The sequence below is a fragment of the Pseudomonas sp. PvP100 genome (genome assembly GCF_017833055.1).
Classification (GTDB): Bacteria; Pseudomonadota; Gammaproteobacteria; order Pseudomonadales; family Pseudomonadaceae; genus Aquipseudomonas; species Aquipseudomonas syringae.
Genome location: NZ_JAFIBO010000001.1, coordinates 2,001,540 through 2,026,171, shown reverse-complemented (window position 1 = coordinate 2,026,171; position 24,632 = coordinate 2,001,540). Strand labels below are relative to the sequence as shown.

The 24,632-nt window shown below is 59.6% G+C and carries 20 protein-coding genes and 2 pseudogenes; 9 read left to right on the top strand and 13 right to left on the bottom strand.

The window, feature by feature from the left end:
* Nucleotides 1–18: 18 nt before the first annotated feature.
* Nucleotides 19–645 carry a TetR/AcrR family transcriptional regulator gene (locus JOE39_RS08425; protein ID WP_003347677.1) on the bottom strand — a complete coding sequence of 209 codons (627 nt, stop codon included), beginning with the start codon at nt 643–645 and terminating at the stop codon, nt 19–21.
* A gap of 110 nt (nt 646–755) precedes the next feature.
* Between JOE39_RS08425 and JOE39_RS08420 the strand changes: the two genes are divergently transcribed.
* The 3 genes from JOE39_RS08420 to JOE39_RS08410 all read left to right on the top strand — a co-directional run bounded on the left by JOE39_RS08420 (nt 756) and on the right by JOE39_RS08410 (nt 3,670).
* A complete protein-coding gene (locus JOE39_RS08420) occupies nt 756–1,961 on the top strand; it encodes an MFS transporter (protein WP_210077476.1) in 1,206 nt (401 codons plus the stop codon).
* Between the two features lie 103 nt (nt 1,962–2,064).
* Nucleotides 2,065–2,382 (top strand): helix-turn-helix transcriptional regulator, encoded by a 318-nt coding sequence (locus JOE39_RS08415; protein ID WP_003347681.1) that lies wholly within the window; start codon nt 2,065–2,067, stop codon nt 2,380–2,382.
* Complete coding sequence (locus tag JOE39_RS08410; protein ID WP_210077477.1) at nt 2,375–3,670, top strand: type II toxin-antitoxin system HipA family toxin; 1,296 nt, start codon at nt 2,375–2,377, stop codon at nt 3,668–3,670. The genes JOE39_RS08415 and JOE39_RS08410 overlap by 8 nt, the downstream gene beginning before the upstream one ends.
* Before the next feature lie 98 nt (nt 3,671–3,768).
* Here JOE39_RS08410 and JOE39_RS08405 read toward each other — a convergent pair whose 3' ends face one another.
* From JOE39_RS08405 to JOE39_RS08370, 8 genes are all read right to left on the bottom strand, one after another.
* A complete protein-coding gene (locus JOE39_RS08405) occupies nt 3,769–4,695 on the bottom strand; it encodes a PfkB family carbohydrate kinase (RefSeq protein ID WP_210077479.1) in 927 nt (308 codons plus the stop codon).
* Nucleotides 4,685–6,154, bottom strand: coding sequence for a cytosine permease (locus JOE39_RS08400; RefSeq protein WP_210077482.1), 1,470 nt, complete (start codon nt 6,152–6,154; stop codon nt 4,685–4,687). Before JOE39_RS08400 ends, JOE39_RS08405 begins: the two co-directional genes overlap by 11 nt.
* A 160-nt stretch (nt 6,155–6,314) precedes the next feature.
* Complete coding sequence (locus JOE39_RS08395; RefSeq protein WP_024683109.1) at nt 6,315–7,328, bottom strand: ADP-ribosylglycohydrolase family protein; 1,014 nt, start codon at nt 7,326–7,328, stop codon at nt 6,315–6,317.
* Entirely contained in the window at nt 7,325–8,044 is a 720-nt protein-coding gene (locus JOE39_RS08390; protein WP_003411152.1) for a GntR family transcriptional regulator, read from the bottom strand. The genes JOE39_RS08395 and JOE39_RS08390 overlap by 4 nt, the downstream gene beginning before the upstream one ends.
* A 227-nt stretch (nt 8,045–8,271) precedes the next feature.
* Nucleotides 8,272–8,748, bottom strand: coding sequence for a thioesterase family protein (locus JOE39_RS08385; RefSeq protein ID WP_032662163.1), 477 nt, complete (start codon nt 8,746–8,748; stop codon nt 8,272–8,274).
* Between the two features lie 106 nt (nt 8,749–8,854).
* A complete protein-coding gene (locus tag JOE39_RS08380) occupies nt 8,855–9,820 on the bottom strand; it encodes an L-carnitine dehydrogenase (protein WP_074909434.1) in 966 nt (321 codons plus the stop codon).
* A 57-nt stretch (nt 9,821–9,877) separates the two neighbouring features.
* Nucleotides 9,878–10,765 (bottom strand): 3-keto-5-aminohexanoate cleavage protein, encoded by an 888-nt coding sequence (locus JOE39_RS08375; protein ID WP_032662161.1) that lies wholly within the window; start codon nt 10,763–10,765, stop codon nt 9,878–9,880.
* A gap of 73 nt (nt 10,766–10,838) precedes the next feature.
* The gene (locus tag JOE39_RS08370) at nt 10,839–11,783 is read right to left on the bottom strand and encodes a choline ABC transporter substrate-binding protein (protein ID WP_210077484.1); all 945 of its coding nucleotides are present in this window, start codon (nt 11,781–11,783) and stop codon (nt 10,839–10,841) included.
* Nucleotides 11,784–11,976: 193 nt separating this feature from the next.
* On the opposite strand from JOE39_RS08370, the gene JOE39_RS08365 reads away from it, so the two are divergent.
* Nucleotides 11,977–12,921: a GlxA family transcriptional regulator gene (locus tag JOE39_RS08365; protein ID WP_210078647.1), complete on the top strand. Its 945-nt coding sequence runs from the start codon at nt 11,977–11,979 to the stop codon at nt 12,919–12,921.
* 317 nt (nt 12,922–13,238) lie between these two features.
* Here JOE39_RS08365 and JOE39_RS08360 read toward each other — a convergent pair whose 3' ends face one another.
* From JOE39_RS08360 to JOE39_RS08350, 4 genes and pseudogenes are all read right to left on the bottom strand, one after another.
* Entirely contained in the window at nt 13,239–13,895 is a 657-nt protein-coding gene (locus JOE39_RS08360; RefSeq protein WP_210078648.1) for a DUF4225 domain-containing protein, read from the bottom strand.
* Between the two features lie 134 nt (nt 13,896–14,029).
* Nucleotides 14,030–14,098 (bottom strand): annotated as a pseudogene (locus tag JOE39_RS26310) (Hcp1 family type VI secretion system effector); the annotation flags it as partial.
* Nucleotides 14,099–14,204: 106 nt separating this feature from the next.
* Nucleotides 14,205–14,462, bottom strand: a pseudogene (locus JOE39_RS08355) (AAA family ATPase); the annotation flags it as partial.
* 22 nt (nt 14,463–14,484) lie between these two features.
* Entirely contained in the window at nt 14,485–15,399 is a 915-nt protein-coding gene (locus JOE39_RS08350; RefSeq protein ID WP_003347707.1) for a LysR substrate-binding domain-containing protein, read from the bottom strand.
* A 310-nt stretch (nt 15,400–15,709) separates the two neighbouring features.
* Between JOE39_RS08350 and JOE39_RS08345 the strand changes: the two genes are divergently transcribed.
* The 5 genes from JOE39_RS08345 (at nt 15,710) to pgm (ending at nt 24,566) form a co-directional block, all read left to right on the top strand.
* Nucleotides 15,710–16,732 (top strand): zinc-dependent alcohol dehydrogenase family protein, encoded by a 1,023-nt coding sequence (locus JOE39_RS08345; protein WP_003347708.1) that lies wholly within the window; start codon nt 15,710–15,712, stop codon nt 16,730–16,732.
* A gap of 590 nt (nt 16,733–17,322) precedes the next feature.
* Nucleotides 17,323–18,825 carry a hypothetical protein gene (locus tag JOE39_RS08340; protein ID WP_209996249.1) on the top strand — a complete coding sequence of 501 codons (1,503 nt, stop codon included), beginning with the start codon at nt 17,323–17,325 and terminating at the stop codon, nt 18,823–18,825.
* A 91-nt stretch (nt 18,826–18,916) separates the two neighbouring features.
* Complete coding sequence (locus JOE39_RS08335) at nt 18,917–20,323, top strand: PLP-dependent aminotransferase family protein (protein ID WP_210077486.1); 1,407 nt, start codon at nt 18,917–18,919, stop codon at nt 20,321–20,323.
* Between the two features lie 105 nt (nt 20,324–20,428).
* On the top strand, nt 20,429–22,756 hold the full coding sequence (locus JOE39_RS08330; protein ID WP_210077488.1) for an ATP-dependent DNA helicase: 2,328 nt from the start codon (nt 20,429–20,431) through the stop codon (nt 22,754–22,756).
* A 163-nt stretch (nt 22,757–22,919) separates the two neighbouring features.
* On the top strand, nt 22,920–24,566 hold the full coding sequence (pgm, locus tag JOE39_RS08325) for a phosphoglucomutase (alpha-D-glucose-1,6-bisphosphate-dependent) (protein WP_210077491.1): 1,647 nt from the start codon (nt 22,920–22,922) through the stop codon (nt 24,564–24,566).
* Nucleotides 24,567–24,632 lie beyond the last annotated feature (66 nt).

Sequence of the window (24,632 nt, the reverse complement as noted above, 5' to 3'; positions counted from 1 at the left end):
CCAGATTGAGCTTCAGGGTCAATGTTTGTCGGCGCCATTGCCCAGGCTGTCCCACAGTCTCATCACTTGGGTCACTGCGGCGTCCAGTGTGGCATGTGGGACACCGTCGCGCGCCAGTGTAGACAAACCCAGAAGAAAACTGTCAAACACGGCCGCGAGCGTTTCCGGTATTACCGTCGCGGGCAGCTCGCCTGCCGCAACGGCGCGCTGGATACAGGCCACGATACCTGCGCGGTTCAGATCCCTGGCGCGCGCAAGAGGTTCGGAAATGGCCTTGCTCTCGTCCGAGCAGGCGCTCATCAGCCCTAACGCCACCAGGCACCCCGTGGGATGCCCTGGCTCGCATTGCATTTTCGCAGAGCGGCGAAGGGTGAGTTCAATTGCGTCTCGGGGTGGCAGGGTCGTATCGAACAGGCTGTCGGTGACTCGCCCGTAGGTGTCGAGGTAATGCTCCATCACTTCATTGAACAGGGCCTGCTTCGAACCAAACGCTGCGTAGAAGCTCGGCGCCGTGATACCGCCACCGATGGTTGCCTTGAGCTGGCTGAGGGAGGTTGCGTCGTAGCCGTGCTCCCAAAACAGATGCAGCGCCTGAGTGATCGCTACATCACGGTCAAATGTACGCGGACGCCCCAGCTGTGCCATATCGAGTCTCCTTCGGAATTAATTAAATACTAATCGATACATAAGTCGTTGACCACCTGACTCCACCTGCTTATATTTGTACCGATCAGTATATTAGTGAGGGTATTTCAGTGACTACGGATGAGAAACAGGGCGAAACACTCCCGCTGGGGGCGTTACTGGCGCTGGCAATGACGGGGTTCATCTGCATTGTCACCGAGACCTTGCCGGCAGGTTTGTTGCCGCAGATCGCCGACGGGTTGGAGGTGTCCGCATCGTTTGCAGGGCAGATGGTGACTGTTTATGCGTTGGGTTCATTGCTGGCCGCCATTCCGCTGACGATCGCCACGCAAAGCTGGCGGCGCAGAACGGTATTGCTGGTGACGATTATCGGCTTTCTGGTGTTCAACAGCGTCACTGCATTGTCGTCCAATTATGGACTGACCCTGATCGCAAGGTTTTTCGCAGGCGTCTCGGCGGGTCTGGCCTGGAGCCTCATCGCCGGTTATGCACGGCGCATGGTGGTCCCGCAACTGCAAGGCCGCGCATTGGCCGTGGCGATGGTCGGTACGCCCGTTGCCTTGTCGCTGGGCGTGCCTCTGGGAACCTGGCTTGGCGGCTTCATGGGCTGGCGCATGGCGTTTGGCCTGATGTCCGGGATGACCGTGCTGTTGATCATCTGGGTGCTGGTCAAAGTGCCGGACTATCCCGGCAAGTCCTCCTCACAGCGCATGGCGTTACGTCAGGTCTTTTTCACGCCCGGCGTACGCTCGGTGCTGGGCGTGGTTTTCACCTGGATGCTGGCTCATAACCTGCTTTACACGTACGTCGCTCCCTTCGTTTCCGCGGCGGGGCTGGCGAATGATGTGGACCTGGTATTGCTGGCATTCGGGGTCGCCGCACTGGCGGGCATCTGGGTTACGGGACGGTTGGTTGATCGCCATCTGCGCAAGACAGTGCTTGCCAGCCTGGCAACCTTCGCAGCGGTGTCAGTGTTCTTCGGCGTGTTTTCCGGCTCTGCAACAGCCATTTACATCGGCGCTTTTATCTGGGGGCTGACCTTCGGCGGTGCCGCCACGCTGCTGCAAACCGCGCTCGCCGATGCGGCAGGCGAGGGCGCAGATGTAGCGCTTTCGATGAACGTCGTGGTCTGGAACAGCGCCATCGCAGGCGGAGGGTTACTGGGTGGCGTGTTGCTTGGCCACTGGGGAGCAGGTTCCTTTCCCTGGGTCTTGTTGATGCTTTTGCTGCTGAGCCTGTTGATCGCACTGCGCGCAGGTGCTCATGGTTTTGCACGGGGCAGCCGGCTGGACCGGGAATGTGGTCTGGCAGGGTGATCCGATCAAGAACCGGAGTATGGACATTAAGCTGCTTGCTGATATAGGAGGTTAATTCTATAATTTTGTGAATTAAATAGCTGAGGCGAGCTTTATACACATTATGTTGGATTTAAGCTTCAGCAAGCCCGGTGAGATCGTCAAGCGCCTTTGCGACCGCCTGCGCACAGAGCGTCTGGCGCTGAATATGACACAAGCCGACCTCGCCGGGCGTGCCGGCATCGGCACAAATACGGTCTCCAACCTCGAAGCCGGACGAAATGTCGGATTCGAGAACGTCGTGCGGGTGGCTATGGCTCTTGGCCGAACCAAGGAACTCGAAGGCCTGTTTCTGCCAAAGCTGGACAGCATCGAAGACATTCGACGCTACGAAAACAGCGCCAATCGTCTCCGTACAAAGAGGAAGTCCGGCGATGCTTGAGCAGGTTAACGTCTTCTACGAGGGCTGGGGTGAGCGATGGCAGTGGGGCACGCTGGTCTCGACGACCGCTTTGACCGGTCGCCCGCTGATCGTGTTCGAATACAGCAATGAAGCCAGACAAAGGGGCCTGGAACTGTCCTCCTATACGCTGCCCCTGGAGGGGGGCAAGTTGCGCCGAGACTTCCCGGACCATCAGCTGTACTTGCCAGGGCCTGTTTACGACTCGTTGCCGGATGGATGGGGCATGTTGTTGATGGACCGTCTTTTCAGGCGCCGCGGGCTCACCACCGCGCGCATCGGCCCTCTGGAACGGCTGGCCTATATCGGTAGCAGCGCAATGGGCGCCATGACGTTTGAGCCCGTGGCGCCCGAAGGGCAGGAATCTGACGTCCACATCCCGCTGGAACAGCTCGCCGCCGATGTGAAGCAAGTATTGCGTGGAAACGGTGGCGAGTTCCTGCAGGCATTACTGCTGGTGGGTGGCTCGCCTCAAGGGGCAAGGCCCAAGGCTCTCGTCTATCGCGATCCTGAAACTGGCGGGTTTACCACTGCGGCTACGCCGGGCTTTGAAGCATGGTTGATCAAGTTTCCGGCCAAAGAAGAACACGCAGAAGTGTGCGCCATCGAAATGGTCTACGCCGAGTGCCTGCGCATGTGCGGTATCGAGACCCCTGACACCCGGTACTTCAATCTGCCTGATGGCCTGGCAGCGTTTGCCAGTAAGCGATTTGACCGTCGCGATGGTTTACGTATACCCATGCAAAGCCTGGCCGCCTTTACGGGGGCAAATTACCAGTCTCCGGGTGTGTTGGACTACGTCAACTTTTTGCGGGCAACACAGATGTGTACCAACGATGTGCGAGAGATGGCACGCGCGTTCGAGCGTGCCGTTTTTAACGTTGCGTTCAACAACCGAGACGATCATCCCAAGAACTTCGCCTACATCATGTCGCAGGACGGTCAGTGGAAACTGTCGCCGGCTTACGACGTAACCTTCTGCGAGGGGGCAGGCGGATACCATCAGATGGACGTGATGGGAGAGGCGCTGGAGATTTCCCGTGCGCAAATGCTTCGGCTTGCCGAGGAAGCCGAGATGTCCCCGGACGCTGCAACTGGAGTGATTGACAGCATGTGTGATGTAGCAAGCCGGTTTACAGCCATCGCCGAGAACCTCTGTCCGCAGGTTATTACTCGAGACACCCTGCGCATGATCCAGAGCCGCATTGATCAGAACGTAGCCCGGTTACACCACAGTCAGGTCGACGGCGGTCACGGGCGATTCTTATAAACGACGCTGCCAGTGCTTAGGGCCGTGTGGAAGACTTTGAGCATCCGCAAACTTGCCTGTCATTATCTCCATCACGGTGCAGCGCGGCTCAAGCCAGCCTAAAAATCGGCCCCCACCAGCGCATCTACCTCCTCACGGCCAGGCGCAGTCGCCGGCCCCCGGCGTGTGACCGCAATCGCTGCTGCCGCATTGGCGCGCAGCGCCGCGCGGTCGACACTGCTGCCTCTGGCCAACTCGGCCAGCAGCACACCGGCATGAGCGTCGCCGGCACCATTGGTGTCGATTGCCGTGACGGCAAAGCCGGGTATGTGTCGCGTCTGTCCGGCATGGTGGATCCAGCAACCGGCTGGGCCGTCACGAATCACTATGAGCGCATCTTCGCGCAGAATGGACGCCAGCCTGTGGAGCGCGTCGGTTGGCGTCCGGGTTTGCGTGAAGCGCAGGGCTTCTTCGCAGTTGCTGGACCATACGCTGATCAGCGGAAGTACGGCGCGCATCTCGACGCCATGAAGCGCATCCACCAATGGGCCCGGGTCGAATACCACGGCAGTGCCGCTGGGTAATCCGCCCAGCCAGGCGAGCAGGGCTGTGACCTTGTTTTTGTGGGCCAGGCTGTAGCCGCTGACAAATACGTAGTCTTCGGCGCTGACCAGCACGCCCTGCAGGTCATCGGCAGACAAACCACCTTCAGCGCCCACATAGGAGATGAACGAGCGCTCGGCCGAGGCTTCCACCAATGCAACGGCCAGGCCGGTGTCCTCACCGGGAACGGGCATCGTGGAAATCTCCACACCTTCGTCGCGCATGGCCTGACGAGCAATGTCGCCGAAGCGGCCTTGGCCATGGCGACCCAGATAAACGGTGCGCAAGCCATTGCGGCACGCAGCGGCCATGACATTGAAGCCTCCACCGGCCTCGAACGTGGCGCTGCTGGCCAGCACATCTCCGCCCGACGGCGGCAGGCGGTCGATGGCCATGACCAGGTCAATCACGACCTGGCCGGTGTAGAACAATTTAGCGGGCATGGGCAGCCTCTTTGGTAGCGATACGGCGATCACGTGCCCCGCCGAGCAGCGCATACAGGCCACCGGCGACAATGAAGGTCACGATCCAGCCCAGGCCGTTATGACCCAGCCAGGAATCGGCAAGGAAGCCCTTGAACAGCACATGCTCCGGGGTGGTGGCCACGGTGGTGAAGCTGAAGCCAAGCACGATTGCCAATGCCCACGAACCCAACGCGCGCCATTCGACGCCGCCGCGATACCAGTAAGCGCTGCGTGGGGTCTGGTCCAGCAGGTCTTTTGGGGAGTAGATGTGGCGGTGCAGCAGGTCGACGACAAAGATACCGACCCACGCGGTAATGGGCACCGCCAACATCGAGATGAACGTAATGAAAGGGCCGTAGAAACTGTCGGCGATCAGCATGAAGTAGATCGAACCGGCAAAGATCGCGATGATATCGACGATGACTGCGTGTACTCGTTTGACCTTCAGGCCGAGGGTCAAGGTGGTCAGGCCGGCCGAGTAGACCGACAGGTTGTTGGACAGCAGCAGGCCGCCGAACGCAGTGATCAGATAGGGCACGGCCATCCAGGTGGGCAACATCTCGCGAATGGCGATGATCGGGTCGGTGGCTGACGCCAGATGATCGTTGCCCACCGACAACAGGCCGCCGAGAGTGATCAGCAAGACCAGTGGTATCCCCGCGCCAAACGCTGCCGAGGCCACCAGTCGAGTGGCCTTAACGCTGGCGTGCTGATAGCGCGACATGTCGGCGCCCGCGTTGGCCCAGCCGATACCAGTGCCTGCGGCCATGGTGCCGACACCGATTATCATCGCACTCAGCGGCGCTGCTGGCGCGTCGAAGACCAGGCTCCAGTCGATGTGGGTGAGCAGAAAGCCACCGACCACCAGGTTCAGCGCGCCAAACAGGTAAGTCGCCCATTTCTGGATGACCAGCAAGGTGGCATGGCCCAGGCCCGAGACGGTCAGGGTCAGCAGCACGAACAAGGCGATGAACAGCAGGGTCAGGCCAGGCGAGTTTTTCGCCTCCACGGGGGTGCCGAAAAGGATCGCGAACAGTGACAGCAGGACAAACGCGGCGGTGGTGGTGTTGACCGTTTCCCAGCCCAGACGCGACATCAGCGAAACCAGCGTGGGCCCGATATTGCCTCGCACCCCGAAGATGGCCCGGGACAGGGTCAGGCTCGGTGCCCGCCCGCGGCGCCCGGCAATGGATATGACGCCCACCACGGCGAACGAGCCGGCGGCACCGAGGATGGCGACGATAATTGCCTGCCAGATGGCCAGCCCCTGGAACGCTACCAAGGTGGCACCAAGCGGCAAGCCCAGGATGCTGATATTGGCGGCGAACCAGACCCAGAACAGTTGCAGCGGGTGGCCGTTGCACTCGTTTTCAGGAACGGGCTCGATGCCGCGGGTTTCCAGCTGACCCGCACTTTGAGAGGGGGACGATGTAGTCATTTGCGTTGCTCCTATTGCCTTTATTGTGGTTGTGGCAGTACGTCAGCAGGTGCAATCCAGTGCAAATTGGCTTTTCCGAAATCGGGTCAGCCTGATCGCCGCTCGGAAGGCTGAGGGCGAGGGTGATATTGTTCACAGTGGGCGAGCACAGCCCGGTCCATCAACCGGTGCGCAGGGCCAGCAGTTGTTCGACCAAAGGCGCGAGGTGGAGCGCGTTGACCGCATCAATTTGCTCTATCAACGCCGCCGGCCAGGCGTGCATGCCGTTGCAGGCACCCAGCATGGCACCGAGAATGGCGGCAATCGTGTCGGTGTCGCCGCCCAGGCTGGCTGCCATGCACACCGCATCGAACGGACTGAGCTGGCTGCTCGCCACGCGGTGGGCGAGGGTGAACGCAGCGACCACTGATTCCTGTGAGGCAACCGAGGTGCCAATCACATCGTGCACTCGGTCGGCCAGTTGGTCGTCTGTGCAGTCGGCGCACAGTGCCTTGGCCCATTGAATGCGCGCGGCGATACGCCCACCCGCAACCCAATGGCCATGGCGTTCGGCACTCAGGGCCACCTCGGCGCCTGTCTCCAGAGCTTCGGCCAAGGGCGCGCCATTGATCCCGGCGGACACCACGGCCGCGACCGCCGCCGCGCTGGAGATGCCCAGCGTGGTGTTATGGGTCACCTGGCAGGCCTGCACCACCAGGGCCATGAAGGCCTCGCGGTTGCTCACGTCGCCCGCGATGCCCACCGGGGTGATACGCATTGCCGCGCCATTGGTGGTGCCGAAGCGGCCGGCCTCTTCAGGGCTATGGCCGTCAAGGATCATTTCAATCGCGCGTTTGGTCGATGGCCCCAGCAAGTCGTAGGAGCCCTTGGCTTTCATCGCGGCTTCCCACTCGATCAGGCTGTGGGCCAGGGCTGTCGGGTCGATGCTGCCGCCGCCGGCCACCAGCAACTGTGCCACCAGGATGGCCTGCTCGGTGTCATCGGTGATAGCACCGGCCGGCATGTTGGGTGCGATCGGCTGGTCGGCATCGGCGCCGATCAGCGTACTGATACGGCCATAGCGTTGCAGGATCAACGCGCGCGGCAGCGACTGCGTCGGCATGCCCAAGGCGTCGCCCAAGGCCAGGCCATAAAAGGCCCCCAGGCCTCGGTCTTGCAGAAAGGTTGCGCTCATGTGGACGATCCGAAGGCGAGATGAAGGCGAAAATGCACGGGGTCCAACAGGCTCTCCACGTGCTCCATAAAACGTTCACGGCGGTCAAAGGTCGTGCGCACGGCCTTGAGAAACACCGTGCCGGGCTCGCGTGCCAGCAGCACGGCGTCATCACGGTTCAAAGGCCCTGCGCCGATCCACTGATCGCCCTTGTCGCCAATGAAACCGTGGGCGGCCATGGTCACCGTCAGTGACTGTTCCAGCAGGCCGTTTTGCGGCAGGTTTTCCAGGCCATCAACCGCCGGGATCAAGGCGCGCTCGAGGGAAACGATACTGCCATCGGCGGCGATACGTCGGCGGTCCAGCGCCACCAGGCTGGAAGTGCCCAGGCGCACTTCCAGGTCGGGCCGTTGCACCGCTACCAAGCGCAGGATTTCGGTGCGCACGCCAGCACCCGTGTCCGCCAGGGCCTGGGCCCAGCCGGCACGTTGGTCCAGGCTGAAACCGTCGTAGGTGACGATCGAACCCACACCGGTCTGCGTGGCAATGAAGTTACGCCGCTTGAGCTCGGACAACGCTTCGCGCAGCGTGCCGCGGCTGACGTTGAATTCCTGGGCCAGGAGATTTTCCCCGGGAAGCAGCGCGCCGGAGCTCATCTGACCGCTTTCGATACGGCGGATCAGCTCATTGATCACCTGGGTTTTCTTGTCGAATCGAACCTGTCTAGTCATGTACATTTTATAGTGGCCTGTTGGGTTGGAGTGCAAGCTGTTTTTGCATGGCAAACCGTGATGCAGCGCACCAATGTTTAATGGATTGCGCAAATGATGCGCGCAGTTCGACAAGTAACCCTGCAGGTCCGCCTGCCAGGTTTTTGAAGAGAGCCGTTTGTCACGCACCCTTCAGTGTCAGCCTGGGCAGTCCGATGTGGATCAAGGTATTGGCAGTGAGGGGGCTCTTTCGATTATTTTCCAGCGTGCAACCCAATCACCCGACCAAGGAGCTTGGGCCTCGGCAGCTCTGACTGCCCAGCGCTCATAGCGTCAAGTCTTTCCTTCGTTGCCTTGGTGAACATCGTTGCATGCGGGCCTGCCAGGTCTACGTGCAACAGCATCTGCTCATTGCCAGCCAGTTCCATCTCATCGCCTGCCAAATGCAAGCTGTGATAGAGATGTAGGCGCTTGGCGTCGTGGGCGATCAGTTGGGTATGCACCTCAACCTCGGCGCCGAGTTTCACTTCGTGCAGGTAATTGAGGTGCAGTTCCAGAGTGAACAGCGAGTGGCCGCTGGCTTCGCGGTTATCGCTATCCAGCCCCAGGGCTTCCATCAGCCCGTCAGTGGCATAGCTGAATATCAGCAGGTAGAACGCGTCACGAAGGTGGCCGTTGTAGTCGACCCAGTCGGGTTGGACTCGGGTGGTGTAGGTGGTCAGTGCAGGCATGTCGGGGGATTCCGGGTCAGTACTGATCAAATGAGGGAGCTGGCGTGCTCTGCAGGGCGATGGAAGATTCACAGCTCCCAGCAAAGGCAAGCCGGTTTCCCGAGGGTCATTCCGCAAAGCTCATGCCATGCCTGGCCTTGGTAGTCTTCACCGCCTCCATCACGGCGAGCAAGCAATCGTCACGGTAGCGCTCCAACGCCGAAATACTGTGTTTACCCAGCTGATCAGTGGTGCCGTCGACCACATCGTCGATCAGTTTGCCGGTCAGTTCCGGTGCCGGCAGGTAGGTCCATGGCAACTGCAACGCCGGGCCGAACTGAGTCATGAAGTGGCGCATGCCCGCATCGCCACCCGCCAATGTGTAGGTGAGAAAGGTGCCCATGAACGACCAGCGCAACCCGGCGCCGAAGCGGATCGCATCATCGATTTCGCCGGTGGTCGCCACGCCGTCATTGACCAGGTGCAGCGCCTCGCGCCATAGCGCTTCGAGCAAGCGGTCAGCGATAAAGCCGGGGACTTCCTTGCGCACATGCAGCGGGCGCATACCGAGTGATTCATAGACCTTGATTGCCGCCTGTATGGCCGCCGGAGCAGTATTCTTGCCGCCCACCACTTCCACCAACGGCAGCAGGTACACCGGATTGAACGGGTGACCGACCACGCAGCGCTCGGGGTGCGCGGAGCTTTCGTAGAAGTCACTTGGCAACAGGCCTGACGTACTCGAGCCAATTAACACATTCGGCCTGGCCGCCGCGCTGATCCTGCTGTGCAGATCCAGTTTCAGTTCCAGGCGTTCCGGGGCGCTTTCCTGAATGAAGTCGGCTTCTCTGACACATTCCTCAATGGTGGCCACGAAGCGCAGGCGAGTTTGGGATGCGCCGGGTACCAGGCCCTGTTGCTCCAGGGCGCCCCAGGCATTGGCGACACGTTTACGCAACGCTGCTTCGGCGCCGGGCGCGGGGTCCCAGGCGACCACATCCAGGCCATGGGCGAGGGCGCGGGATACCCAGCCACTGCCGATGACGCCGCTGCCAAGAGCGGCGAAGGTTTTGATTTCGGTGATAAAGCTCATGGCGACGCTCCTGAAGAGTGCGGTGATTCAATCACGGGGTTTTATGTCTCGGAGGCTTTAGCCACGCTTGGTAAGGCCCATCTTGATGCGGCCTTCTGCCGGGGTCATGACTCGTGCGCCCAAGCGGCTGAGAATTTCACTGGCGCGTTCCACCAATTGACCGTTGGTGGCTAGCACGCCCTTGTCCAGCCACAGGTTGTCCTCCAGACCGACCCGGACGTTGCCGCCCAGCAACACCGCTTGCGCAGCCATCGGCATCTGCATGCGGCCAATGCCAAAGCCCGCCCACACCGCATCGGCGGGCAGATTATCGACCATGGCTTTCATGGTGGTGGTGTCGGCGGGTGCGCCCCATGGAATACCCAGGCACAGCTGGAACAGCGGGTTGTCGAGCAGACCTTCCTTGATCATCTGTTTGGCGAACCACAGGTGGCCGGTGTCGAAAATTTCCAGTTCGGCCTTTACGCCCAGCGCCTGGATACGTCTGGCGCCGGCGCGCAGTTGCGACGGGGTGGACACATAAATAGTGTCGCCGTCGCCAAAGTTCAGGGTGCCGCAGTCGAGGGTGCAGATTTCCGGCAGCAGTTCCTCGATGTGGGCCAGGCGTGTCATTGGGCCGACCAGGTCGGTATTGGCACCAAACTCCATCGGGTGCTCACCGTCGCCAATCTCCAGATCGCCACCCATGCCAGCAGTGAGGTTGACGATGATGTCGATGTCGGCCTCCCGAATGCGCTCCATCACTTCGCGGTACAGCGCCACGTCGCGGCTGAACTTACCGGTGTGTGGGTCGCGCACATGACAGTGCACCACGGTGGCACCGGCTTTGGCGGCCTCAACCGCGGCGGCCGCGATTTGCTTGGGCGTGACCGGTACGTGAGGGCTTCGGGCGGTCGTGTCGCCAGCACCGGTGAGTGCGCAGGTGATGATGACGTCGTGGTTCATGGGTGGCTCCTTACAGGCGTGATGACGCCGTTCGCGACCCTGGAGGATCGCGAAACGGCCGTTCAAAATCAGGTTATTGGCTGCTCAATTGAAGGTTTGCCGCAGCCGGTTTGCCGTCGAAGGTGGTGACGCCTTCAAGCCAGCGCGCCTGGTCTTGCGGATGGTCTTTGAGCCATTGTCTGGCGGACTCGAGAGCATCCTTGTGATCCAGTAACGGCTGCATCATCCGGCTCTCGTCGGCGGCGGTGAATGTCAGGTTAGTCAGCAATTTGTGCACGTTGGGGCACTGTTCGGCATAAGTCGGCGAAGTGACCGTCCACACAGTGGCCATGCCCTCGTTCGGGCCCAGGGCGTCGTCGCTGCCGTTGAGGTAAGTCATCGCCACGTTGACGTTCATCGGGTGCGGCGTCCAGCCGAAAAACACCACGGCTTCCTTGCGGCGTACGGCACGGTCCACGGCGGCGAGCATGCCGGCTTCGCTGGACTCCACCAACTGGAATTTGCCCAGGCCGAACTGGTTTTTGGCGATCATCGCCTTGATCTGGGTATTGGCGCCTGAACCAGGCTCGATGCCGTAGATTTTGCCGCCCAGTTCCTTCTCGAACCTGGCGATATCGGCAAAGGACTTCAGGCCCTTGTCCGCCAGGTAAGTCGGCACGGCGAGGGTGGCGCGAGCGTCTTCCAGGCTCGGTTTGTCGAGCACTTTGACCTTCCGGGCTTCGACAAACGGCGTGATGGTCTGGGTCATCAGCGGGTTCCAGTAGCCCAGAAAGAGATCCAGGCGCTGGTCGCGGATGCCGGCGAAAATGATCTGCTGGGAAGCGCTGGTCTGTTTGGTCTTGTAACCCAGGCCGTCGAGCAACACTTGGGTCATGGCGCTGGTTGCGATCACGTCGGTCCAGTTCACCACACCCATGCGCACGTTCTGGCATGAAGCGGCATCAGTTGCCATTACATTGCTGCTCAACAGAGCGCTGGCGCTGAGTGCAAGCACGCTGCAGCTAATCAGTCGGTTCATGGAGGGGGCCTCGGCAGATTGTTATTGTGGGGTGTCGGCGTCTTTGTGCACCGTGGAAACAAATTACCCTGCCTGGAGAACGGCGAAGCGAACTGCAGCGACCCGCTTTTGCACTGCGGCGACCTGCCCCTTGAATGCGCTCATGAACGGGAGTATCAACGTGCCACGCTGCAGGTCCGACGAGAGCGCTGACATGGCCCAGGATTTCTATTTTTTGCTGATGCCGGGGTTCTCGGCCATCGGCTTTATCTCCGCGCTGGAGCCCTTGCGGGTGGCCAACCGCTTTGGTGGCGAGCTGTACCGCTGGCACGTCCTGAGCGCCGATGGCGGCGCGGTACAGTCGAGCAACGGCATGTCGGTCAACGCCGACGCGGCGCTTGAGTCGCTGAAAAAAGGCGCGACCCTGCTAGTAGTGGCTGGCTTTGAACCGCTGCAGTTCGCCACGCCGGCCCTGCAGCAATGGCTGCGTCGCCTTGATCATGAAGGCGTGACCCTGGGCGCCATCGACACTGGCGCCTGCGTGCTCGCTGAAACCGGCTTGCTCGATGGCCATCGCCTGACCCTGCATTGGGAAGCCATCGAAGCGTTCAAGGAGTCCTACCCACAGCTCACCGTGACCCAGGAACTGTTCGAGATCGACCGCCGCCGCATCACCTGCGCAGGGGGCACAGCGTCCATCGACCTGATGCTCGACCTGATCGCCCAGGCGCACGGCCCCGAGTTGGCGATTCAAGTGTCCGAACAATTCGTACTGGGCCGCATCCGCACGCGCAAGGACCACCAACGCATGCAGATCGCTACGCGCTACGGCACCGCCAACAAGAAATTGGTGCACGTGATCGGAGAGATGGAGCAGCAGACCGAACGCCCCCTCAGCACGCTGGCCCTGGCCGAAGCGATCAACGTCACCCGGCGCCAGTTGGAGCGCTTGTTTCGCCTGCACCTGAACGACACACCGAGCAACTTCTATCTGGGCCTGCGCCTGGAGAAAGCCCGGAAACTGCTGCGGCAAAGCGGTCTGAGTGTGCTGGAAGTGAGCATCGCCTGCGGGTTCGAATCGCCGTCGTATTTCACTCGCAGCTATCGAGCACGTTTTACGAAATGCCCGAGGGAGGATCGGCGGCGGGAGGGGGTTTGAACTTTAGTATTGGACGTGGGCGGGCGTACGTAATCGGTATACTGATCGACTCATTATTGAGTCTCTGATTAATTAAGAAAAACTGTATATTGCAGACTATATAAATCAAAGTCTGTTTATTTTTCCATGGAATAATTTAATGCAAAAAAAAGAAATTATAATAAAAAGTAGTGTTGCTACAAATCTAGCCGCAAAGACGCTAAGATCAAAAAAGTAACTAAGTAGAAGCAATATCCATACTGAATGAAAAGCCGCGCACGCAATCGCAAATAGATAAACTCTTGCGTTTGAAAAAAATCGTCCAGCTTTTTGTCGGTTCACTGTTTTTGCATTCCGTCTACGGTGATAGCGTCGGCGGCCCTATCTATGACCAATACAGGTATTGAGGTGTTTCTATATGCACGAACATAATCAGTTCTAATGTATCTAAATAGGCGCCAAGAGTCTGGTTTTAGAACCAGCTTAGTGACACCATATACAGACATCGCAAGGTCGGCTGACCCGTAGGCCATATTTCCTTCTTGTGCTCCGTAACCAACTGCTTTCGCTGCTGCTTGGTACCCCTTTCTTACTGGGCCTTCTGTGTCACTGCGCCCCTCCCAAAGGTTGCGCCCGTTTTCATAAACGTTATTTGCACCATGAGCCATAATTGGTACACCGGCAACGAGGCACAGCGTACCTACAGAGCCATAGCAAATGCCCGCGCCCGCTACGAATTGCATTGCTCCGGCGACTGCGCCAACGCCTTTTTTGGCAACCTCCCATGACTGAGTAAACAAGCTATTTTGTTCATCTTTTAGTTCTTTTAGGCCCTGCTCAGGACTTTTTTTACCTTCAGAGACATCATTAACAATACTTTTAGCGTAATAGGCGACTTCACGGTTGAACTGCAAGCGCAGTGTGCCGTTTTTAATATGCTTGATGCCTAATGTACAGGCTTGCTCCCCTAGGTTTTTAGCGGCGGCACTGACCATCAAATAGTTTGTGCTGTTTTCGTCTGTTGGTTTCATTCTTCACTCCCGCCAGGTGATGTATGTGCGGTTAGTCATACATCTACCCTTGAGATTAATTTTTCAATTTTATTTGTTGGTACTCAATCCATTCGCTTACCTTTGTGCCCATCGTCAAGAGACTCGCCCTCAACACCATCAACCTTCATAAACGCATCAAAAGACATAGAACTCCCTGTTCTTCAAAAACAAAAATGAAAAAATCAGTCGCATTTTAGTATTTCTGCAGAATTAGTACCATTGCAGAATGCACAATCACCTTCCGTTGGCGTCTGACAGTTCTCGTAGGGCAACAGGCGAGTGGGTGGTCAGGAAAACCTGGAGGGTTTCCGGTGTGTCCTTGGTGCCCAAGGAGTCCATGAAACGAATCAAACGATGAGGTTCCAGGCCATGCTCCACCTCATCTACCAATGCTATGGAGGCTGCCTGTGCTACCTGGCGTTGAAGGCCCGCTACCAGCAAGCGAGACGATCCCGTGCCGAGTGATAGCAGAGGAATGCCCTAAGGATTGTGCAAGGCAATGGCGCCATCACTACAGCCTCCCCAACGCCCCCTAAAGACTATCCGGATCCCCAAAAAACATCTGAATCCGCGACCTCAACCAACGCTCCCCGGGGTCATTATCCTGCGCGCCGCGCCAGGCCATGTGCAGTTCGAACGTCCTGGTTTCAATCGGCAGGTCTTCAGAGCGCACGCCTCCTGCGGCGGTCAGGACCTGCGCCGCATAATCAGGCACGGTGGCGATGATGTCGGTGCCGGTGAGCAGTGTGGCCAGGCCGTTGAACTGGGGCACGGCGAGGACGACGTGGCGTTTGCGGTCGAGTTTTTCCAGGTGTTCGTCGATGAAGCCGCTCAGGTCGCCGGCGAAGGAGACCAGTGCATGGGGGCGGGCGCAGAAGTCGTCGAGGCTCAACGGGCCGGGTATCGAGTCGGCGCGCAGCAGTTGCGGCTTGCTCCTGCGCAAGACTTTGCGCTTGGCGTTGGCGGGCAGGTCCTGGGTGTAGCTGACGCCGACGGAAATCTCCCCGGAGGCAAGCAGGGGCGGCATGAGGATGTAATTGACTCGCCTGACTACCAGCACAATGCCCGGCGCTTCGGAGCGCAGACGCTTGAGCAGGGTGGGCAACAGTGCGAACTCGACGTCATCGGACAGGCCGATGCGGAAGACCGAGGTGCTGGTCGCCGGGTCGAACTCCGAGGCGCGGCTGACCGCTGTCGAGATGGAGTCGAGTGCCGGGGAGAGCAGGGCGAAGATTTCCGTCGCCCGGGCGGTGGGCTCCATGCTGCGCCCGGTGCGCACGAACAGTGGATCATCGAACAGGCCGCGTAGCCGTGACAGCGCAGCGCTGATTGCCGGCTGACCGAGAAACAGCTTTTCCGCCGCACGCGTGACGCTGCGCTCATGCATCAGGGTCTCGAAAACGATGAGCAAATTGAGGTCGACGCGACGCAGGTCGTTGCGATTCATGCGGAATATCTCGGGCCATTTGTCGGTTGAGGACGTGAGCAGGGTGCGATAGTACGAGCAAATGCGGGTCGGGGGCAGCGAAAATTACTGTGGGGGTTACTGAATGTCCACACGGCTTGCAATGTTTCGTCGACATGCGAACAATGGCGGCCATTACGCGCATCGACGCCCAGACGCTGTCTGGCTGCGCCGTGCAGCGCACAGGACACAATCGATGACAGGCATGTCGACTATTAATAGCCACCGATGGTGTTGCCGGCAATGCCCGGATAAAGTTTGTGGCATCAAGGTTCACCAGGCGAGGTTCTAAATGTCCCGCACGATCCGTTTTCACCAGTTTGGCCCGGCCGAGGTGCTCAAAGTCGAAGAGCATCCTGTCGCGTCGCCTGTCACCGGCGAGGTACAGGTGCGTGTTCAGGCCATCGGTGTCAGCTGGTACGACGTTCTTTGGCGGCAAAATCTCGCGTCTACCCAAGCCCGGCTGCCTGCCGGTCTGGGTTATGAGATGGCTGGCGTGGTTACCGCGCTGGGCGACGGTGTTGATGATCTGCAAGTGGGCGACAAGGTCGCCAGTTTTCCTGCTGCCGACGCCAATCAGCACCCGGTTTACGGCGAATCCATCGTCATGCCGCGCCGTGCATTGACCCGCTATCCGGATGTACTGACGCCGGTCCAGGCCAGCGTGCATTACACGCCGTATCTGGTGGCTTACTTTGCATACGTTGATCTGGCGCGTATCAAGTCCGGTCAAACCGTACTGGTCACCGACGCCAGCCACTGCTCCGGCCCTGCATTCGTGCAGTTGGGCAAGGCGCTGGGTGCTCGGGTCATCGCCGCGACCAAGACCGAAGACGCCCGTGAGTATCTGCTGTCACTGGGGGCCGACAAGGTGGTCGTCACCGAAGAACAGGACTTGTTGATGGCGATCAACAAGTACACCGACAACCGTGGTGTCGATGCCGTCTTCGATGGCCTTGGTGGTCCGCAGATGTCGATCATGGGCGATGTGCTTGCGCCACGTGGCAGTCTGGTGCTGTATGGCCTGCAAGGTGGTAATCAGACGCCGTTTCCGGCCTGTGCCGCGTTCCAGAAGAACATCCAGTTCTACGTGCATTGCCTGGGCAATTTCACCGGCAAGCCCGAGCTGGGCATTACCCAGGATCAAGAAGCGCTGCAGCGTGCCTTGCAGGACATCAATCAGATGACTCGCGACAAGGTACTGGCGCCGTTGCAGACGCGCAGCTTTCCGTTCGAGCAAGTGGTGCAGGCGCACCGTTACATGGATGTCTGCCCGATTGGCGGGCGTGCGGTGCTGGAAGTCGAGGCGGTCTGATTCATCACCTCCTGGTCAGCGCTCGTTATTGAAAAGCCTTCCGGTCGGAAGGCTTTTTGCATTCTATATTGCAAAAGAGACGCCAGATATTAAACGACGTCAATGACGCACCTGTCAGCTTGCCGAGAAGTGCATAACCTTGAATGAAGGGTGAAAATAAAATCGACAACAGGGTCGGCAGGATTGTTTATTTGAGTGTATGAGTTCTGTCAGTGAAGGCGGCATTATAAATATCATTTCCTACGAGGCAGAATGAAATATTAACAGCGACGGGTGCTCGGCCGCTTGTGGTAAAGCCTGAGCGTCCTGGCTGTTGGGGTTGCGGGCTGTTAAGTTGAAAAAAATCGTTTGTCGCCTGCGTTCAATTGCACACATTAAACAGTGTGTTTAATCAGTTGAAAGTGTGCTCCGGACTGCACTGTTTTTCAACGCAAACTGTCTATTGTAATTGTTTCAAAGATGCTGATAATGCGTCGGTAATTACCACTCAGGGAATGAGTCATGCGCGACTATAAGTTTGGTTGTCAGCTTGATGTTCAATGTTCTGTCTGCACCGTGTCATGTCTTGAGCGACAGGCAGGTGGCACACAATGAGTTCTATTCACGAACAGGCAATGAATTATGTCTACCAGCAAGTGCTGCAACGCTTGTTGGGGTACTTCTCGCGTGCAGAGCGCACCGCGCTGCAGTTGTTGATCCAGCGTCTGATTGTTGCGGCCGGCGGGATCGAGCGGATTGCCGGCTTCAAGGTGCTGGTGGCTTTCGGCGGTGGCAAGGACAGTGCCTACACGCTTGCCTTTTTGCGCGCTGCCCAGTTGAGCATTGCCTGCCGCTCGCCCGCCACGTTCAACCTGCGGGTTGCCAATCGGCGTCACGCGGGCATGACCCCTGCGGTGATGGATAACATCAACCGCACCTATTCAGCGTTGTTTCTGTATGACGACCCGCGTGTCGAGATGCTGGTGATCGACAATCAGTACACCCAGGCCTTCGAGCCGGACCTGCCTTTTTCCAGTGCGGGGCGTGAGCAGAATCGGCTGGACATGCTGCTGGGTGGACACCTGTCCGCAGGCGACGCCCGCACTACGTTTTGCAACACCTGCTACCTCGGGCTGGCGGAGTTTCTGGGGCGCGCCCTGAGCTGGGGCAGCGGTGTCGATGCGGTGGTCAGTGGCGACTCGCGCAGAGAGCAGCGTCAGTACGCGACCTGGATCATGCGTCTGGCTCAGCGTACCGGGCAATACTCGGGCAGTTGGGGCAAGCAGACGCTGGCCAGCGTGCTCAAGGTCATCGATACGATTGGCCAGGCCTATTATCACGAGCTGTACGGCGAGGACGATGACAGCCCGCCGGCAAGCCGAGCCATGGTGCTGCCTGAAAAAAGCAGCACGCCGGCGTTCATCACTATTGCCGATCTGGTCAGTTGCAAGGCGGACGAGCACTGGAACCTGCTGACCGAATTCCTCGATTTCCGCTTCGATGATCTGTCGTTCAGTTTCAGTGAATCGGATTGCGCCAACCCTTTGTTGATGGCTCACATGCGCGGGCTGACGGCGCAGTACCTGCAAGCGCGTACTTATGCCGACGGGATCGCCGAATACCTTGAACTGGCGACGTCACTGATGCGCAGAAAGCAGATGCCGCCGCGATTGATCGACCAGACGCTCAGCGCTTATGCCGGTCGGGCGCGCATCGAGGCGCGCCGCGAGCTGGCATCGAGCTTCGCTCAGGAGGGCTTCGGCCTGAACGAGACTCAACTGGTGTGCATGCTGTTTTCGCCGTTCGTGGATCATGGCCATGGCCTGGAGTCGTTTCTGCGCAGTTGCCACTCAGGGATGCTGGTGGCGCTGCCGGATCTGCACAAGGCGCTGTCGGGTTCGACGGCGCCGGACCAGGTCATGCAGTGGCTGGTGGATATCAGCGGTTTGAGCCTCAAGTCATTGCACAACCTCTACGGCAAGCAGCGGGTGAACTTCGACGACCCGCAGTCAATCATTGCCAGAATCCGCGCTGCCGACCCCGACAAGCGCCGGATCATGACCGTCGACCCTGCGACGGGTCAGGCAGTGGCCGAGATGCTCTCGGGACGCTGATCCGGTTGCTAGGCATGGCTGCTGCCTGCAAACGGCGTCGGTCATGCAGCAATGTTCTGAAGCCTGTTCTGGTTGAGCGGCGGGTACCTGCATGAAAAACAACACGGATTTCGCCTATCAGGCGGTCTACCGCTACCTGGTGCGTCTGGTTGACCAGCAGCAGGGCGAGCCGGCGCTGAAAATGCCGTCACTGCGACAGCTGGCCCAGCGACTGAACGTATCGATATCGACGGTGCAAAGCGCCTATTCATTGCTGGAAAAGGAAGGGCGCGTCTATTCGCTGCCAAAATCGGGTTATTACTCGGTAGCGCGCAGCTTGAGTGCGCAGGGACACGTAGTGCCGGACGCAGACGGCGATCTTTTGCAGGCCCTGTACGACAACGCCCGGTGTCCCGGCATGGTGTTGCTGGGCTGCGATGAGCCGGCGCTTTTGCACGTCCAGGACAGTCCGCTGCCAGCAATGGAACGCGAGCTGGGCAGGCATTACCCGCGTCAGCGGGACCCGGTTTTTCAGCCATTCGGCGAGCCGGAACTTCGCACTGCGTTGGCCGCCCGTTACACCCGCGATGCAGCGCATTGCTGGCACGCTGACAATGTCTATGTCGCCGCTGACTTTCACGGCGCACTCAAGGCGGTGCTCGGCACGCTGCGGCTGCGCGGCGGCACTGTACTGGTGGAGTCGCCCTGTGCCTGGGGGGTGCTGCGCCTGCTGCAATCATTTGATATCCGGGTTATCGAACTGCCGCTGGACGAGACCGGCAGCCTTGATGCGGCCCGGCTCGACGGTCTGCTGCGCGGCCATGACATAGGGCTTGTCGTGTTGCCCTCGTTGCTGAACCCGGTGCGAGGCAGCGTGCGTCCGCAGAACAACAGCCAGGCTGTCGCCGAAGTGCTCAATCGTCATCAGGTCTGGGTGCTGGAAAACGACAGTCACACCGGGCTGCAGTTTGTTGGCGGGCAAGCTCCGCTGCGCCACTGGATCGACCCGCAGCGGCTAGTGATCATCGGCGGATTCGAGAAGAGCATGGGGCCTGAAGCGCCCTATGCTTACCTGCTGTGCAAGAGCCTGGATACGCGATGGCAGCAGTATTTCTGCCTGCGAGCATTCGAACTGCCGCCGCTTCGGCAAAGGGCCATCGCCAGGTTGTGCAGCAGCGGGCGTCTGGACAGGCAGTTGCTGGCGTTGCGAGAGACGCTGGGCAGACGCATGCAGTCGATGACCCGGCAATTGGATGAACACACCGGCGGGGCGCTGCGTTATCAGTTGCCCGAGGGCGGCTGCGGCGTGTGGGCCGAGAGTGCGTACCCCGTGGACATGCGCCAGGTCTTCATTGCGTTGCTGGCCCAGTCGATTGTCGTCAGCCCCGGTGAGCTGTTCACTGTGCAGAACCGCTACTCGCAACATCTGTGGGTCAGTTATGCCACTGACTGGACCCGTGAACCTGCCAGGCTGCTGAGCGCGCTGGGAGAGGCATTGGGCCAGGCTCGTCTGCCATAGACGTCGACATGGCAGGCCGTCGATCCATTTCTGTTTGCCAGACGTGTTTCAAGGTTGTTAACTGGACGCTTGTCCAGTATTCACAACCAACGGCTCCCCAGCGCAGTGACCCCGAACGCCCCCGTAAACCCTGATCCCGAGCCTGTCCTCGCCAGCGAGCCGCCTGCACGTTATGTCGTGGCCGTGCGCGCGTTGTGTGAGTTCACTGCCAAGGTCGGCGACCTCGACCTGCGCTTCACGCCGTCACCCACGGCACAGGAAGGCATTGCCGGGCATCGCACGGTCGCCACGCGGCGCGGTGCCGATTACCAGGCCGAACTGTCGTTGAGTGGCGATTATCGCGAGCTGACGGTAAGGGGCAGGGCGGACGGCTATGACGCCAGTCGCAATCAACTGGAAGAGGTGAAGACCTATCGCGGTGAACTCGACGCGATGCCGGCCAACCACCGTCAGTTGCACTGGGCGCAGGTGAAGGTCTACGGCTGGCTGCTTTGCCAGCGCCTGCAGCTTGAGAGCGTGACGCTGGCGCTGGTGTATTTCAACATTGTCAGCGAGCAGGAAACCCTGATTCGCGAGCCGTTCAGTGCGGCCGCGCTGCAAGCGTTTTTTGAACGACAGTGCACGATATTCCTCGGCTGGGCGCAGCAGGAACTGGCGCATACGCGGGCGCTGCACACGACACTGGGCAGCCTGAAATTCCCCCACGCGTCTTTCCGCACCGGGCAGCGGGTGTTGGCCGAGTCGGTGTACAAGGCCGTCAGTACCGGCTGTTGCCTGATGGCTCAGGCGCCGACCGGTATCGGCAAGACGGTGGGCACGCTGTTTCCCTTGCTCAAGGCCGCGCCCGGCCAGAAGCTCGACAAGATTTTCTTTCTCACCGCCAAGACGCCGGGGCGTCGACTGGCACTGGATGCGCTGGAAGTCATCAATCACAGCGCGCCGGAGCTGAAGCTGCGGGTCCTCGAGCTGGTGGCGCGCGACAAGGCCTGCGAGCATCCGGACAAGGCCTGTAACGGTGATTCCTGTCCGCTGGCCAGCGGCTTTTATGATCGTCTGCCAGCCGCTCGCTCGGCGGCGCTGACCTCGCCGTGGCTGAATCAGGCGGGCGTACGCGATGTGGCCTTGCAGCATCAGGTCTGCCCGTATTATTTGAGCCAGGAACTGGCGCGCTGGGCTGACGTGGTCATCGCGGACTACAACTATTACTTCGACCTGAGCGCGCTGCTGTTCGGCCTCGGTCAGCTCAATCAGTGGCGCGTTGCGGTGCTGGTCGATGAAGCCCACAACATGGTCGAGCGGGCACGCCAGATGTACAGCGCCAGCCTTGACCAGAGCCAGCTGAAAGCCTTGATTCAGACAGCGCCCGAGCCTGTGAAGAAAGCCTTGCAGCGTCTGGATCGACAGTGGAATGCGCTGCACAAGGTACAGCCCGGCGCCTATCAGGCGTACTCGGCAGCACCGGAAAAGTTCATCGGCAGCCTCAACCAGTGCATCTCGACCATCGGTGATCATTTCAACGAGCACCCGCAGGCCGTGGATGGCACGTTGCAGGGGTTCTACCTGGAAGCCATCGGCTTTGTGCGCATCGCCGAGCTGTTCGATGAGCATTTCATTTTCGACATCACTCGGCGCGAGGCGGGCGGCAAGTGCATTCTGTCGCGCCTCAGCCTGCGCAACGTCGTTCCCGCGCGTTTCATCCGCCCGCGCCTGACCGCTGCGCGCAGCACGGTACTGTTTTCCGCAACGCTCAACCCGCGCCACTATTACGCGGACCTGCTGGGATTGCCTGCCAACACGGCATGGATCGACGTGGAATCGCCGTTTCATCACGATCAGCTCGACGTGCGCATCGTCAGTCGCATTTCCACGCGCTTTACCCATCGTCAGGCTTCGCTGGCGCCGATTGTCGAACTGATGGCCGAGCAGTTCGACACGCGGCCGGGCAATTACCTGGCGTTCTTCAGCAGTTTCGATTACCTGCAACAGGTCGCCGAGCTGATGGCGCGCACTCACCCGCACATCAGCCTTTGGCAGCAGGCACGGGGGATGAGCGAGAGTGAGCGCCACGCATTTCTCGACCGGTTCACCCTGAGCAGTCAGGGCATCGGTTTTGCCGTGCTGGGCGGCGCGTTCGGTGAAGGCATCGACTTGCCGGGCGCACGCCTGATCGGCGCATTCATCGCTACCCTGGGCCTGCCTCAGCTCAATCCGGTCAACGAACAGTTCAAGCAGCGTATGGCCGCGCTGTTCGGTGCCGGTTACGACTACACCTACCTTTACCCTGGCGTGCAGAAGGTGATACAGGCAGCCGGACGGGTTATTCGCAGCCAAAGTGACAGCGGTGTGGTCATGCTCATCGATGACCGCTTTGCCGAGCACAAGGTGAAGCAGTTGTTTCCAGCGTGGTGGCGGCCCGAAACGTCGATGGCCTGAGTTCGGTTGCCGTTTTGGCCATTGAGCTGAAACAGAGGCAGATGTCGGGGATCAATACTCAAGCAGCGCTGTCGAACTGCCAGTAAACTGCGGCATCGACCACCTTGGCAGCTGCAACAAGTCTTTATTTTTTCTCCGTATTTCATTTCTTCGTGGAGGTTGTATGAGTCTCAGTCCTTTCGCCGGCAAGCTGGCACCTGCGCAGTTACTGGTCGATATTCCGAGACTGGTCACGGCTTACTACACCGGCCAGCCCGATGCATCGGTGTCCACTCAACGTGTTGCGTTCGGCACTTCCGGGCACCGTGGCACATCGTTTGACCTGGGTTTCAACGAATGGCATGTGCTGGCTATCAGTCAGGCGATCTGCCTGTACCGCAAGGCCAACGGCATCGACGGTCCCTTGTTTTTGGGTGCCGATACCCACGCGCTGTCCACCCCGGCCGCTGCCACCGCGCTTGAAGTGCTGGCCGCCAATGGCGTGCAGGTGATGATTTCGCAAGGTGACGAATACACCCCGACGCCTGCGGTATCCCACGCGATCATTTGCTACAACCGCGGCCGTACTTCAGGGCTGGCGGACGGCATCGTCATTACGCCGTCGCACAACCCGCCGCAAAGCGGTGGCTTCAAGTACAACCCGCCCAATGGCGGCCCGGCCGACAGTGATGTCACCAAGTGGATCGAGAACAAGGCCAACGAACTGCTGGCCGAGAAAGTCACTGGCGTTTCACGCATCAGCCATGAAAAAGCGCTGCGTGCCGATACCACGCACCGCCATGATTACATCAACACCTACGTGGCCGACCTGAAAAACGTGATCGACATGGACGCCATTCGCAACTCGGGCCTGCGTCTTGGTGTCGACCCGCTGGGTGGCGCCGGAGTGAATTACTGGTCGGCGATTGGCGAGCATTACGGCCTGAATCTGGATGTGGTCAATAAATTTGTCGACCCTACGTTCCGTTTCATGACGGTCGACTGGGATGGCCAGATTCGCATGGACCCGTCCTCCAGCCACGCCATGCAAAGCCTGATCGGTCTCAAGGACCGCTATCAGGTTGCATTTGCCTGCGATCCGGATCACGACCGTCATGGCATCGTGACCCCGTCTGGCGGACTGATGACGCCCAACAGCTACCTCGCCGTGTCTATCGACTATCTGTTTCAGAATCGTCCTGAGTGGCGTGCCGATGCAGCGGTCGGCAAGACCGTGGTCAGCAGCGGCATGATTGATCGTGTGGCCAAGCGCCTGGGCCGTCGCCTTTATGAAGTGCCGGTCGGCTTCAAGTATTTCGCGCAAGGCCTGTTTGAAGGCTCGCTGGGTTTTGGCGGTGAAGAAAGTGCCGGCGCCTCGTTCCTGCGCCGCGACGGTACGGTCTGGACCACCGACAAGGATGGTCTGATTCCGGCCTTGCTGGCTGCGGAAATGACCGCGCGCACCGGTCGCGATCCAAGCCAGATCTACAAGACCATGACCGAAGAGCTGGGCGAGCCGTTCTCGACCCGCGTCGATGCCAAGGCCAACCCGCAACAGAAGGCACTGCTGAGCAAGCTGTCGCCGGAGCAGGTGACTTCCACTGAACTGGCGGGTGAGCCTATTCAGCAGGTGCTGAGCAATGCACCGGGCAACGATCAGGCGTTTGGTGGCGTGAAGGTCATGACCGAAAATGGCTGGTTTGCGGCGCGCCCTTCAGGCACCGAGGACATCTACAAGATCTACGCCGAGAGCTTTGTCAGCGAAGATCACCTCAAGCGTCTGGTGGCAGAAGCTCAAGTGCTGGTAGACGGCGCCATTTCGCCGAACTGATTGCCGCGCTGGTCAATGCCCGAAAAACCTCGAACCGCTCTCGGTTCGGGGTTTTTCAGCTTTTGA

Excerpts from the sequence above, each read along its gene's own strand:
- JOE39_RS08345 (WP_003347708.1), top strand. The coding sequence starts at position 15,710 with ATGTCCCGCACGATCCGTTTTCACCAGTTTGGCCCGGCCGAGGTGCTC.
- JOE39_RS08365 (WP_210078647.1), top strand. The coding sequence starts at position 11,977 with ATGGCCCAGGATTTCTATTTTTTGCTGATGCCGGGGTTCTCGGCCATC.
- JOE39_RS08395 (WP_024683109.1), bottom strand. The coding sequence starts at position 7,328 with ATGAGCGCAACCTTTCTGCAAGACCGAGGCCTGGGGGCCTTTTATGGC.
- JOE39_RS08405 (WP_210077479.1), bottom strand. The coding sequence starts at position 4,695 with ATGCCCGCTAAATTGTTCTACACCGGCCAGGTCGTGATTGACCTGGTC.
- JOE39_RS08400 (WP_210077482.1), bottom strand. The coding sequence starts at position 6,154 with ATGACTACATCGTCCCCCTCTCAAAGTGCGGGTCAGCTGGAAACCCGC.
- JOE39_RS08340 (WP_209996249.1), top strand. The coding sequence starts at position 17,323 with ATGAGTTCTATTCACGAACAGGCAATGAATTATGTCTACCAGCAAGTG.
- JOE39_RS08370 (WP_210077484.1), bottom strand. The coding sequence starts at position 11,783 with ATGAACCGACTGATTAGCTGCAGCGTGCTTGCACTCAGCGCCAGCGCT.
- JOE39_RS08360 (WP_210078648.1), bottom strand. The coding sequence starts at position 13,895 with ATGGTCAGTGCCGCCGCTAAAAACCTAGGGGAGCAAGCCTGTACATTA.
- JOE39_RS08380 (WP_074909434.1), bottom strand. The coding sequence starts at position 9,820 with ATGAGCTTTATCACCGAAATCAAAACCTTCGCCGCTCTTGGCAGCGGC.
- JOE39_RS08415 (WP_003347681.1), top strand. The coding sequence starts at position 2,065 with ATGTTGGATTTAAGCTTCAGCAAGCCCGGTGAGATCGTCAAGCGCCTT.
- JOE39_RS08390 (WP_003411152.1), bottom strand. The coding sequence starts at position 8,044 with ATGTACATGACTAGACAGGTTCGATTCGACAAGAAAACCCAGGTGATC.
- JOE39_RS08410 (WP_210077477.1), top strand. The coding sequence starts at position 2,375 with ATGCTTGAGCAGGTTAACGTCTTCTACGAGGGCTGGGGTGAGCGATGG.
- JOE39_RS08335 (WP_210077486.1), top strand. The coding sequence starts at position 18,917 with ATGAAAAACAACACGGATTTCGCCTATCAGGCGGTCTACCGCTACCTG.
- JOE39_RS08385 (WP_032662163.1), bottom strand. The coding sequence starts at position 8,748 with ATGCCTGCACTGACCACCTACACCACCCGAGTCCAACCCGACTGGGTC.
- JOE39_RS08425 (WP_003347677.1), bottom strand. The coding sequence starts at position 645 with ATGGCACAGCTGGGGCGTCCGCGTACATTTGACCGTGATGTAGCGATC.
- JOE39_RS08350 (WP_003347707.1), bottom strand. The coding sequence starts at position 15,399 with ATGAATCGCAACGACCTGCGTCGCGTCGACCTCAATTTGCTCATCGTT.
- pgm (WP_210077491.1), top strand. The coding sequence starts at position 22,920 with ATGAGTCTCAGTCCTTTCGCCGGCAAGCTGGCACCTGCGCAGTTACTG.
- JOE39_RS08375 (WP_032662161.1), bottom strand. The coding sequence starts at position 10,765 with ATGAACCACGACGTCATCATCACCTGCGCACTCACCGGTGCTGGCGAC.